The organism is Duganella flavida, from assembly GCF_009857445.1.
Lineage (GTDB): Bacteria > Pseudomonadota > Gammaproteobacteria > Burkholderiales > Burkholderiaceae_D > Rugamonas > Rugamonas flavida.
This window is the reverse complement of record NZ_WWCN01000009.1, coordinates 215101-226958: the sequence shown is the minus strand read 5'-3', so window position 1 is coordinate 226958 and position 11858 is coordinate 215101. Positions and strand designations below refer to the sequence as shown.

Genomic DNA, 11858 nt, shown 5'->3' with positions numbered 1-11858 from the left:
TTTGTCCATTTGACAGAGCTGACCCCGAATTTAACCGAAGTTATTTTTTGGCTTTGGGGGCGGATTTGGCTGGTTTGTCTTCCGGCGACAGCGCGATTGGCTTTGGTGGCACCGATGGGAACGACGGCTTGGTTTCGGCCTTCACTTCGATGAAGGTGTCTTCTTCCGCAACTGGCTCGACGTCAACTACTTCGATCACTTTCGGTGCGGCCGGTTTGACTTTCGGCGCTTTCGGCGCTACCACCACCGGCTCGTTGGCGGCGATGACGGAGGTCAGTACCGGGATTTTCGGCAGTACGGTGGCCTTGGTGGCGGCCAGGTCGGTCACTTGCTTCAGGGTGCTCTGGGCGCTCTTGATCAACTGGTCCTGCGCGCTTGAGGCGATGCTGTACAGCTCGCGGCTGTAGGCCAGCAGGCCGTCAAAGCTGGCCGGTTCGGCGGCGTTGAGACTGAAGAATTCTTTTGGATCGGTGGCCGTCAGCAGCTTTTTGGCGGCGGCCGAGGATTTTTCTACCGAGGCTTTGGTGGTGCTCAGGTTCAGCGCGAAGACTTTCTCGGCGCTACCCACAGCCGTGCTGGCCAGGGTGCTGAGGATCTGGAACTGTGCTTCAAGTTGCGATTTCGTGGCTGCGGAAAACTGTTCGGTGATCGAAGACATGGTTTCTCCTGAAATTATGATGCAACGCAATAAGTCCATTCTAGCGACGATTTTATCGCTTGGAAAGTTATTTTTTACACCATGACGCCCGGTGTGCACGAATCCAAATTAATGCAATGCAACAATTGGTGTATTTTGGTGAAAATGCCTACAATGGTTTTACTTTAAATCAATGGGAGCGCAGATGGATGTCGTGATACGCAACGCCAATCTGGCTGACGGGCAGCATGGTGTCGACGTTGCCATCGAGCAGGGACGCATCGCCGCCGTCGGGCCGCGCTTGCCGCTGCAGGCGGCGCAAGAGATCGACGCCGCCGGCGACCTGCTCACGGCGCCGTTTGTCGATGCCCACTTCCACATGGACGCCACCCTCAGCTACGGCCTGCCGCGCGTCAACGCCTCCGGCACGCTGCTGGAGGGCATCGCGCTGTGGGGCGAGCTCAAGCCGCACCTCACGCAGCAGGCGCTGATTGAACGCGCATTGCAGTACTGCGACTGGGCCGTGGCGCGCGGCCTGCTGGCGATCCGCTCCCACGTTGATATCTGCGACGACCGCCTGCTGGCGGTGGAGGCGCTGCTGGAGGTCAAGCGCCTGGTGGCGCCGTATCTTGATTTGCAGCTGGTCGCTTTCCCGCAGGACGGCGTGCTGCGCGCACCCAATGCCCTGATCAACCTCAAGCGCGCGATTGCGATGGGTGTGGATGTCGTCGGCGGCATTCCACACTTCGAGCGCACCATGGCCGAGGGCGCCGAGTCGGTGCGCATCCTGTGCGAGTATGCCGCTGACCAGGGCCTGATGGTGGATATGCATTGCGATGAATCGGACGACCCCTTGTCGCGCCACATCGAGACGCTGGCCTACCAGAGCAACCGTCTCGGCCTGCACGGCCGCGTGGCCGGATCGCACCTGACTTCGATGCATTCGATGGATAACTACTACGTCAGCAAGCTGCTGCCGCTGATCCGTGAAGCCGGTGTGGCGGCGATCGCCAACCCGCTCATCAATATCACCTTGCAAGGCCGTCACGACAGCTATCCAAAACGGCGCGGCATGACGCGCGTGCCGGAACTGCTGGCGGCCGGCATTCCGGTCGCCTTCGGCCACGACTGCGTGATGGACCCTTGGTACAGCCTCGGCTCGGGCGATATGCTGGAGGTGGCGCACATGGGCCTGCACGTGGCGCAGATGACGGGGCAGGACGCCATGCGCGAATGCTTCCGCGCCGTCACCGCCACCCCGGCCGCCATCCTCGGGCTGGAAGGCTACGGCGTCGCACCCGGCTGCCATGCCGACCTGGTGCTACTCGATGCGGCCGATCCGGTGGAAGCGATCCGCCTGCGCGCCGCGCGCCGCCTGGTAATGCGGCGCGGGAAGATCATCGCCGAGTCGCCGCGGGCGCATGCACGGCTGGATCTGCCGGGCCGTCCCGAGCACGTGAATTTCCGCTTGGGCCGCTAGCTGGACTTGCACCTCGAAATACATGACAATTGATCACTGTTAAATGCGTGTGGAGTTATCTTGAAAGAAATCGCCATCCGACCCGCAACAGAAGCCGATTTTGGCACGATGTGGGAAATATTCCAGGAACTGATCGCCAGCGGCGACACTTATTATTTTGCCGCCGACACCAGCCGCGAAGATTGTCACGCGTACTGGTTCGGCCCGGGCATCCAGACTTATGTTGCCATCCTCAACGGCGAGCGTTTGGTCGGCATGTACCGCCTGATGCCGAACCAGCGCGACCGTGGCGCCCACGTGGCCAACGCGTCCTTCATGGTCAGCCCGGCTGCGCAGGGCGTCGGCGTCGGCAAGCTGCTGGGCATTGATTGCATCGAGCGCGCCCGCACCGATGGCTACCTGGCGATGCAGTTCAACTATGTAGTCAGCTCGAATATGCCGGCCGTGCTGCTGTGGAAGAAGCTGGGCTTCTCCATCGTCGGCACCTTGCCGCGCGCTTACCGTCATCAACACCTCGGCTATGTGGACGTCTATGTTATGTACCAATTGCTGGCAGACCCCACTCACTGGCCGGACGCATGAAAATACTGGAAACCGCACGCCTTACCCTGCGCACCATCAACGCTGACGACGATCTGTTTTACTACGAGCTGGTCAACGATCCGACCTGGCTGGAGCACATCGGCGACAAAGGCATCCGCACCGTTGCGGAAGCACGCAGCGCAATTCTTGACGGCCCGTGCGTGATGCAGCAGCGCCTCGGCCACTCGCTGTATGTGATGGAGCGTAAGAGCGACGGTTTGGCGTTGGGTTTGTGTGGTCTGATCAAGCGCGACAGCCTGCCCGAGGTCGATATCGGCTACGCCATCCGCCCGGTCCATTTCGGCCAGGGCTATACCTACGAAGCGGCATCGGCTGTGGTGGCCTATGCGCGTGACGTGCTGCGCCTGCCGCGCCTGATGGGCATCACCAATCCGGCCAACACGGTGTCGATCAATCTGCTGGCCAAGCTGGGCTTGACGTTTGTTGAGCACAAGGTGCTGCCGCCGGATGGTCGTCCTACTAATATTTACTGCCGCGAGCTGTTGTAGCCGTGAGAATTCGTTAGAATTTTCTCGTCTCCATATTGGCATTTGCGCGGCACGCGTGCATGATGGGTAACAGTCCTTGCCAAGGAGGAAACGATGAAACTCGCCAATCTCAAGATCGGCGTGCGCTTAGGGTTGCTAGGGGCATTCTTCTTTGTCGCACTGGCGGTGGTAGCCACCGCCGGCTGGCGCGCCCTGGATCACAGCAATGCGCGCGCCGCCGACGCGATGGCCCGCTCGGTTGCCATGAGCCAGGCCATCGACACCGCGCGCGGCGCGCAGGTGGAATTCAAGACCCAGGTGCAGGAATGGAAGAACATCCTGATCCGAGGTAATGATCCGGCCCAGCTGGACAAGTACAGCAAGGCCTTCGTCAAGGGCGGTGAGACCACTCGCGCTGAGCTGCAAAAGCTCGATGCGCTGCTGGATAAACTCCAGCTGCGCACGCCGCTGGTGGACGAGGCCATCAAGACCCAGAACGAGCTGGTCACGCGCTATATGGAGGCGTTGAAAAAATACGATTCCGCCAACGGTGAGAGCGCGCATGTGGTCGATGCGCTGGTTAAAGGCATGGACCGCGAGCCGACCAAGAAGATCGACGACATCGTCGCCTTCATCGGTGCCGAGTCCAAGCGCCTGAGCGAAACCACGGCCGAGCAAAACGCCGCCGCCCACCGCTCGGCCTTGCTGGCGATGGGCATCACGGTGCTGATTACGCTGGTGGTCGGCGTGGTGACCATGCTGTGGCTGATCAAGAGCATCACCAAGCCGTTGGACGAGGCGGTCAGCGTGGCGCAAACCGTGGCTGGCGGCGACCTCAGCAGCGAGGTGCGCGTCAATAGCACCGACGAGATTGGCGACCTGCTGGGCGCGCTCAAGCTGATGCAGCAGAACCTCAGCAACATCGTCGGCCAGGTGCGGACCGGTACCGAGACCATTCACGACGCCACGGTGGAAATCGCCGCCGGCAATCTTGACCTGTCGGGGCGCACGGAAGAGCAAGCCAGCTCGCTGGAAGAAACCGCCGCGGCGATGGTGCAGCTGACTACTACCGTCAAGCAGAATAACGAGAACGCCGCTGAAGCTTGCCGGCTGGCCGATAACGCCAGCTCGGTCGCGGCCAAGGGCGGCAGCGCGGTGGAGCAGATGGTGCGCACCATGGGCGAGATCAACGACAGCTCGCGCAAGATTGTCGACATCATCGGCGTGATCGACGGCATCGCCTTCCAGACCAATATCCTGGCGCTGAATGCGGCTGTGGAAGCGGCACGTGCGGGCGAGCAGGGCCGTGGCTTTGCGGTGGTCGCGTCCGAGGTGCGGAACCTGGCACAGCGCTCGGCAGCAGCGGCCAAGGAAATCAAGGAGCTGATCGGCAACTCGGTCGGCCGCGTGGAAGAGGGCAGCCGGCTGGTCGGGCAGGCCGGTGACACCATGAACGAGGTGGTGACCAGCGTACAGCGTGTGACCGCCATCATCGGCGAGATTTCGGTGGCCAGCGGCGAACAGCGTGACGGCATCGAACAGATCAGCATCGCCATCAGCCAGATGGACAGCGTGACGCAGCAGAACGCCGCTCTGGTGGAGGAGGCCGCCGCTGCGGCTGACGCGCTGCAGCAGCAGGCGGCGACGTTGGCGGAGGCGGTCAGCATCTTCAAGCTGCAAGGACAATCAGGCGTAGCCGCCTTGCCGCCCTCGCGCAGCCGGGCCTTGCAGCTGACCTAATCAGCTTTTGCCACAGGCCGTTTGATGCGCCTCAACCGGGCGCGTGAACGGCCTGTTTGTTTGTGCGCGATCTCCTATCATTCCTTTTCCGCAGTCCGACGGGGAGGGACAGCATGAACAGCTTATGGCCGGTAGTGGCCGGTGTGGCGCCATGTCTGCTGGCGCTGACAGCCGGTCAATGGCAGGCGCGCGGCTTGCGAGCGCGCTGCGCGCAGTTGCAGGCGGCGCTGGCGGCGCAGCGCGACACCGAAATGCGCCTCGATTTCATCGCCCATCACGACAGTCTCACCGGCTTGCCGAACCGCCTGCAGTTGCAGATGCAGCTGGAGCACGGCGTGGCCTACGCGCGCCGGCACGAGAGTTTGCTGGCGGTGCTGTTTATCGACATCGATCACTTCAAGACCATCAACGACACCTTGGGCCACGACGCTGGCGACCAGGTGCTGGTGCAATTTGCCCAGCGCCTGCGCCAGTGCGTGCGCGAGGTGGACACGGTGGCGCGCCAGGGGGGGGATGAATTCATCGTGCTGTTGACGGAGCTGCGCACCGGCGCCGACGCCCAGCAGGTGGCGGAAAAAATCATGAAGGCGATCGCCGAGCCGTTCGTCATCAGCGGCGGCTTGATGCCGGTGGCGGCCAGCATCGGCGTGGCCGTGTATCCGGACGATGATGAGGATATCGAAACGCTGGTCGAGAAAGCTGACCTGGCGATGTACGCGGCCAAGCAGCGCGGCAAAGGCGCCAGCCTGCGTTTCCTGCCCAGCATGCAGGCGCGCGCCTATTCCAGCCTGATACTCGAAACAGCATTGCGCCACGCGCAGGAGCACAATGAATTCCTGCTGGCCTACCAGCCCAAGCTGGATTTGAAAGCACAACGCATCACCGGCGTGAAGGCGCTGCTGCGCTGGAAGCACCCGGAGCTGGGACTGGTGATGCCGTTGGACTTCCTGCCGGTGCTGGAGCAAAGCGCCTTGATCCTGCCGGTCGGCGCGTGGGTGATGGCGACGGCGGCGACGCAAGTGAGCCGCTGGATGGACAAGGGGCATTTGCTGACGGTGGCGGTGCACCTGTCGCCGCGCCAGTTCTTCCATAAGGATATCGTGCAGGTGTTTGCTGGCACGCTGGAAAAGGCCCGCGTGCCGGGCCGCTGCATCGAGCTGGAAATCACCGAGGCGATGCTGATCGATAAATCGCAGAACACGGAGGAGATCCTGCACCAGTTCAAGCAGCTGGGCGTGCGGATTGCGATTAGCGATTTCGGCACCGGCTATGCCTCGCTTAACTACCTGCGGCGCTTTCCGGTGGATGTGGTGAAGATCGATAAATCGTTTGTCGATGATTTGTCGCGCGGCGGCGCGATGGTGCGGGCCATCATTGAGATGGCGCACACACTCAATATGCAGGTGATTGCGGCCGGCGTGGAAACCAGCGAGCAGCTGGCGCAGTTGACGGCGATGGGCTGCGACGAGGCGTTCGGCTTTTGCCTGAGCGGCGCCGTCGCGCCGGAGGACGTGGAAGCGCTGCTGGTGGGACGCCAGCAGCGTATCGCTTCACTTACTTCACTGGTTGCTTCTTGAAGAACCAAGTCAGCGGCAGGTGCACGCGCGCCGCCCACGATTTCTCGTTGTGCGAGCCACCTTCCGCTTCGTAGTAGTACAAGTCTTCATCGAGCTTGTAGCCTTGCGCCAGCATGGCGTCACGCATTTTGCGCGTGTCTTCGATGCCGTCGCCGGCGGTGCCTGCGTCGATGTAGAACTTCACCGGCTGGTGCGCCGGCACATTCTTCACGAATGCTTTGTCGTTCCACCAGAACGAACTCGAAACGCCGCCCGCCTTGGAAAACACCTGCGGATATTTTTGGCCGATGTAGACCGAGGCGATGCCGCCCAGCGAGGATCCCATGATCGCAGTGTGTTCGCGGCCTGGCTGCGTGCGCAGATTGGCGTCGGCCCACGGCTTGACGGTATCGACGACGAAGGCTGCGTAGGCATCAAGCTTGCCGCCGCCGTACTCCTTGTCGCAGCATGGTGTGTATTCGCCAATGCGGTCGACGGTGTTGTCGATGCCGACCACGATGGCTGGCTCGATGGCGCTGGCGGCGATCAGCTTGTCCATCGCCGTGCCAATTTCCCATGCCGCGCCGTAGGCTGCGGTTTTCGGATCGAACAGGTTCTGGCCGTCGTGCATGTACAGCACCGGGTAGCGCTGCTGCGTATGCGCATCGTAGCCGGGCGGCAGATAGATGCGCAGCTTGCGGCTGTTGCCTAGTTGCGGCGAGGCGAAGTTATCGATGATGCGCAAGGTGCCGGCGGGGATGGCCAGTGTTGGCGCGTTGCTGGCTGGTACTGGCATCACGCGTACGCCATGGATGTCGAATTTGTTGGATGGGCCTTTGACGCCGCCAGCATCGCTGTAGGTGGCGTTGTTCTTCATGTAGCTCATGTTGTAGAAGTCATCCAGCTGCAGTGTATAGCTGCCGGCTTTGAGCTTGGCGCGCAACGGTGTTGAGTACTTGGCGCCTTCGTCGGCTGGGGAGTGCGGCAGTTGCAGCACGCCGTTGGCGATGACGGTGCCGTCGCTGTCTTTCAGCGATGCCCATTTCACGCCGCCGCTGACACCGAGATTGATCTGGTGCGCGGTGTTGCGGTATTTGATTTGCACAGCGTAGCTGCCGTCGCGGTCTACCTTGATGGTTTGCGTGAAGTTGCCCGGCGTCGCGCCGAAGTCGACGCGAGCGACCTGGATTTCTTCGCCAGCGTTCAGGCAGACCGGCATGCTGTGGTGGCTGCGATTGCCAGATTTGGCGTACACCGCTTCTACCGCGTAGCACAAGTTGGCTTCCGCGCCGGCACGGCGGTCAGCCCACTTGCCGGCACTGATGCGTGGGCCAACCAGTTGGCCGTTGCGGTAGATGTTGTACACAATGCCCTTGCCGCTGCCATCGATCTGCAGCGTCGGATAACCATATGTGCCGCGCTCCAGTTTTACGATGCGCGGCTCGGCCGGCGCGTAAACTGCGGCGTCCTGCACCAGCGGCTTGGCGCTTACGCTGCGCTTGTCCTGCTGGCCGGGCAGCAGTTTGCCGAGGCGGATCTCAATCGCGTTGTCCTCACCTAGCGCATCCCACGCCAGCGCGGCGCTGGCCTGCTTGCCGTTCAGCGTAATGCCATCGACCGTGTAGTAGCCATTGCCCTGCGCAGCGGCAGGCAGCTGCACACGCACGTTAATGCGCTTGCCGCGCACCGAGAGGTTATTGAGCGTAATCGCATCGCTTCCCGCAAATGCATCGCGCCGCAGCTTGGCCGTGATGAACGGCTTGAGTGCAATGCCATCATTGGTCGTCTGCACGCCAAACACGCTGCCGACCACCATGCCGAGATAGCCGCCGACAGACCACAACTGGCGACGCGAGTTGACCACCGGGCCACTCAGCTTGCCATCATCCAGTGTCGGCTGGCCGGACAGCCATTCGAGATTCTCCATGTTGGACAGGTTGGTGGCCGCACCACGCATCAAGGTATCGTAAGCCGCATCGGCTACCGCAACGTTACCGCCGATGGCTGCTGCCTTCAAACCGTAAGCCGTCACGAAGGGCCACATGGCGCGATTGTGATACACAGCAGTGTTGGACTGCTGCGGCCAAATCACCGGCGCACCGAGCGGACCATGCGGATAATGCGCAAGAATGCTCTGCGCCTGCTGCTGGTCCGCGATGCCGGTAACGATGGCCAGCGATTGCCCCAGCCAGTCGTACTTGTACATCGCCGCGCCATCGAAGTGGCCGGCGGTGACGCTGCTATACATGCCACTATCCGCCTGCCAGAAGCGTTTGTTGATGGCGATTTTCAGGTCCGCAGCCCAGCCGCTATAGCGTGCGGACAGCGCTGCGTCCCCTTGTTCCTTGGCCAGCTGCGCGGCCAGCACCAGCGCCTTGTAGTGTGCAGCATTGGTAGACAGCGCTTTGGAGGTCGCCATGTACGACAGCTCATTCGGTATCCATGCTGCGTAGGTTTGATCGCGCCAGTCGAGGAAGGATTCTTCGCCGTTGTATAAACCGTCCGCTGCGTCCCAGATGGCGATACGGTCGTTTTCCAGCGTGTTGCGCAGCGCGTGCAGGGCTTTCACCGCGAACGCTGCGCGCTGGTCGGCCGGCAGGGCTTTCAACGCTTCGTCCGCGCCGAAGGCCCAGCTCACGCGGTCCGTGCTGACCGGCCAGCTGCCACCGCTACCGGTGTCCTGCACGATCTGGTAGCCATCGCCGATGGCGTGCAGGCCGGGAGTTACGCCTTCGCGGTAGCCTGCCAGTTTGAACTCCAGCGAATTGCGCGTGCGCTGCGGGTCCAGCATGCCGAGGCCCAGGGATGCAGCGTACGACAAGTCGCGTGTCCAGACGTAGTGCCACAACTCGCCCGTTTCAAAGCACTCGCAAGGAATGGCGTTGCCGCCGTTGTAGCTGCCGTCGCGGATTTCGCTGACGGAGTCCAGTTTCATCTCGTTGCCGGCCAGCGCGAACAGCGCATCGAAAGCGAGATTGCCGCTGCGGACCGTCGGCAGGGCCGGCGATTCGGTATAAACGATTTCCTGTTTGCCGCCTTCGCGCACGCGCATGGTGGTCGATTGCGTGTAGCTGCGTGGCGCAGCGTTGGTGTCCGGCGTGGCGTAGCGCACTGTCTCCTGCTTGCCATCCCAGGTTGGGTAAGTCGCTGTGGCCGAGCCAGCGCTGGCGTGAGCCTGTGGCGCGCCCATCGCGCCAAGCGCGGGCAGGGTGAGCGCTAGCGCGGTGTGCAGCGCGCGAATGCGCGGTTTGGATTGCTTCATTATTCGATCTCCAGTATCAACGCCGAACGCGCTGGCAATTTAACCTGCCCATCCAGCGATATGCGCTGGCCGGTGATGACGTCCACGCCCGAGCGCGCATTGCCAAGCATCTCGTGGAAGCGCTCCGTTGGCAGCGTGGTTTCGGTTTTATTTTTATTCAGCGCCACCATGACCTTCTTGCTGCCATCGTAGCGGAAGTAGACGTAGGTATTTTGCTCTGGCCCGTAGTGCATGGTCTTCCCGTGATGGATCACGGACGCATTTTTGCGCCAGTTGAATAGCTTACGCACGTAAGCCTGCGCTGCCGCCTCGCGCGCGCCAAGTCCTTCGCCGGTAAAGGCATTAACCTTGTCGCCACTCCAGCCGCCGGGGAAGTCCACGCGGTACGAAGCGTCGTCGCGCTCCTTGATGGTACTGGTCATCAGGATCTCGGTGCCGCTGTAGAACTGCGGGATGCGCGGCGCGGTCGCCACAAAGGCCATCGCCATGCGGAACAGGTTCTCGTCGCCATGCAGCTCGCTGAAGATGCGCGACAGATCGTGGTTGCCTTCGAACAGCACCAGGTTGCCGGCGTTTGGATACAGGTAGTCGAGCGATAGCGCTTCGTACAACGCGGCCAGGCTGTGATCATCGTCGGCAGCCAGCCCGCGGCGCAGGGCGTCGTTGAGCGGGAAGTCCATCATGCTCGGCATGTGCGAGACGTAGCCGTTGAAATTCTGTTTGCCCTCCTGCCAGTGCGCGACCACCGGCGCCAGCGTGCTCCATTCTTCGCCCACCAGGTTCAGGTTCGGATATTCCGCCATCACTGCACCCGACCAGCGCGTGAGGAAGTCGCTATCCGAATAGCCGTAGGTATCGACGCGCAGGCCGGCCAGCCCGGCGTATTCAATCCACCAGATGTCGTTCTGAATCAGATAAGTCGAGACGAAAGGATTGGCCTGGTTCAGGTCCGGCATGGACTCAGTGAACCAGCCGGCCGTGAAGTTGCGCTGGTCCTCTTGCGATGCATACGGATCCTGCAAAGCGACGCGGTGATGCGTAGTCGGCACGAACTTGCCTTGATAGGTCAGCCAGTCTGGCATCGGCATATCCTGCATCCACCAGTGCTTGCTGCCGATGTGATTCAGCACCACGTCCTGGATCACGCCGATGCCTTTGCCGCGCGCCTTGGTCACCAACTGGCGGTAGTCGTCGTTGCTGCCGTAGCGCGGGTCGATGCGGTAATGGTCGGTGGTGGCGTAGCCGTGATAGGAGTAGGCCGGCATATTCGATTCCAGCAGCGGCGTTGGCCACAGCATGGTGAAGCCCATGCCAGCAATGTAGTCGAGATGGTCGGCCATGCCCTGGATGTCGCCGCCGTGACGGCCGCCGCCGTTGCTGCGATTGGCGCGGTCGGTCATGCCGGCCACGCTGTCGTTGGCAGGATTGCCGTTGGCCCAGCGGTCCGGCATCACCTGGTAGATCGCATCCTTGCTGCTGAAGCCGGCGCGCTGCGCCGAGCCCGGCGTCCGCGCCTGCAGGGCATAGCGGTAGTGCATGGTTTGCGCGCCGCGCTTGAATACGAGGTCCAGCTCGCCCGGTGCAGCTTGCGGTGCAATCTCCAGGTCGATGAACAGGTAGTTGCGGTTGGCCACGCGCGACACGGCGCCGATGCGCACGCCCGGATAGGCCAGTGATGGCTCCAGGTCGGCGATCTGCGGGCCGTGCAGCATCAGTTGTAGTTTGCTGTTCTGCATGCCGACCCACCACGACGGCGGGTCCATATGGTCGATGCGGTAGGTGTCGGCGTGGGCGAACAAGGGCAGGGCCGATAGCAAGGCGGCGGCAAGAATGCGGTTCATCTGGTCTCCTGGATGCGAAAAGTAGTCGTACTACAGATGCTTTTTTAGGGCTTGTCGCCGGAGAATAATATGAAACGGTCCCGGTCTCAAGGGCGCATTTCTAGTTTTAATACAAACTACAGCCTGCAAAAACCTCCATTACCGCCTGTCGCCAGTTTTTCCAGCAAAACCGGCGAGACTTTCGTTGGAAAAGCCACATTTCGTAGTGGTATCACCCGAAAAACTGTAGTTCCACTACACATTGCTGTCATCTTGCCTGTAGCCGAAATACA

8 protein-coding genes are annotated in these 11858 nt (G+C 61.6%); 5 read left to right on the top strand and 3 right to left on the bottom strand.

Translation table 11 applies throughout. The annotated features are described in order from the left end of the window. Window positions 1–40: 40 nt before the first annotated feature. Window positions 41–658 carry a phasin family protein gene (locus GTP46_RS16055; protein WP_161007638.1) on the bottom strand — a complete coding sequence of 206 codons (618 nt, stop codon included), beginning with the start codon at window positions 656–658 and terminating at the stop codon, window positions 41–43. A gap of 184 nt (window positions 659–842) precedes the next feature. Here GTP46_RS16055 and GTP46_RS16050 point away from each other — a divergent pair, with 184 nt between their 5' ends. The 5 genes from GTP46_RS16050 to GTP46_RS16030 all read left to right on the top strand — a co-directional run bounded on the left by GTP46_RS16050 (window position 843) and on the right by GTP46_RS16030 (window position 6504). Next, window positions 843–2117: an amidohydrolase family protein gene (locus GTP46_RS16050; RefSeq protein WP_161007637.1), complete on the top strand. Its 1275-nt coding sequence runs from the start codon at window positions 843–845 to the stop codon at window positions 2115–2117. A 60-nt stretch (window positions 2118–2177) separates the two neighbouring features. Beyond that, entirely contained in the window at window positions 2178–2699 is a 522-nt protein-coding gene (locus GTP46_RS16045) for a GNAT family N-acetyltransferase (RefSeq protein WP_161007636.1), read from the top strand. Further along, entirely contained in the window at window positions 2696–3208 is a 513-nt protein-coding gene (locus tag GTP46_RS16040; protein WP_161007635.1) for a GNAT family N-acetyltransferase, read from the top strand. Before GTP46_RS16045 ends, GTP46_RS16040 begins: the two co-directional genes overlap by 4 nt. A gap of 93 nt (window positions 3209–3301) precedes the next feature. Continuing rightward, window positions 3302–4927 (top strand): methyl-accepting chemotaxis protein, encoded by a 1626-nt coding sequence (locus GTP46_RS16035; RefSeq protein WP_161007634.1) that lies wholly within the window; start codon window positions 3302–3304, stop codon window positions 4925–4927. Window positions 4928–5040: 113 nt separating this feature from the next. Continuing rightward, window positions 5041–6504: a putative bifunctional diguanylate cyclase/phosphodiesterase gene (locus GTP46_RS16030; protein WP_161007633.1), complete on the top strand. Its 1464-nt coding sequence runs from the start codon at window positions 5041–5043 to the stop codon at window positions 6502–6504. Here the strand turns inward: GTP46_RS16030 and GTP46_RS16025 are convergent. Next, window positions 6482–9745, bottom strand: coding sequence for an alpha/beta hydrolase-fold protein (locus GTP46_RS16025; protein WP_161007632.1), 3264 nt, complete (start codon window positions 9743–9745; stop codon window positions 6482–6484). The two genes, GTP46_RS16030 and GTP46_RS16025, sit on opposite strands and share 23 nt — an antisense overlap. Beyond that, a complete protein-coding gene (locus GTP46_RS16020; RefSeq protein WP_161007631.1) occupies window positions 9745–11586 on the bottom strand; it encodes a glycoside hydrolase family 13 protein in 1842 nt (613 codons plus the stop codon). The genes GTP46_RS16025 and GTP46_RS16020 overlap by 1 nt, the downstream gene beginning before the upstream one ends. Window positions 11587–11858: the final 272 nt, after the last annotated feature.

What these genes read in the sequence shown, in the direction of transcription:
- GTP46_RS16055 (WP_161007638.1), bottom strand. Translation starts at nt 658, where the DNA reads ATGTCTTCGATCACCGAACAGTTTTCCGCAGCCACGAAATCGCAACTT.
- GTP46_RS16050 (WP_161007637.1), top strand. Translation starts at nt 843, where the DNA reads ATGGATGTCGTGATACGCAACGCCAATCTGGCTGACGGGCAGCATGGT.
- GTP46_RS16040 (WP_161007635.1), top strand. Translation starts at nt 2,696, where the DNA reads ATGAAAATACTGGAAACCGCACGCCTTACCCTGCGCACCATCAACGCT.
- GTP46_RS16035 (WP_161007634.1), top strand. Translation starts at nt 3,302, where the DNA reads ATGAAACTCGCCAATCTCAAGATCGGCGTGCGCTTAGGGTTGCTAGGG.
- GTP46_RS16030 (WP_161007633.1), top strand. Translation starts at nt 5,041, where the DNA reads ATGAACAGCTTATGGCCGGTAGTGGCCGGTGTGGCGCCATGTCTGCTG.
- GTP46_RS16025 (WP_161007632.1), bottom strand. Translation starts at nt 9,745, where the DNA reads ATGAAGCAATCCAAACCGCGCATTCGCGCGCTGCACACCGCGCTAGCG.
- GTP46_RS16020 (WP_161007631.1), bottom strand. Translation starts at nt 11,586, where the DNA reads ATGAACCGCATTCTTGCCGCCGCCTTGCTATCGGCCCTGCCCTTGTTC.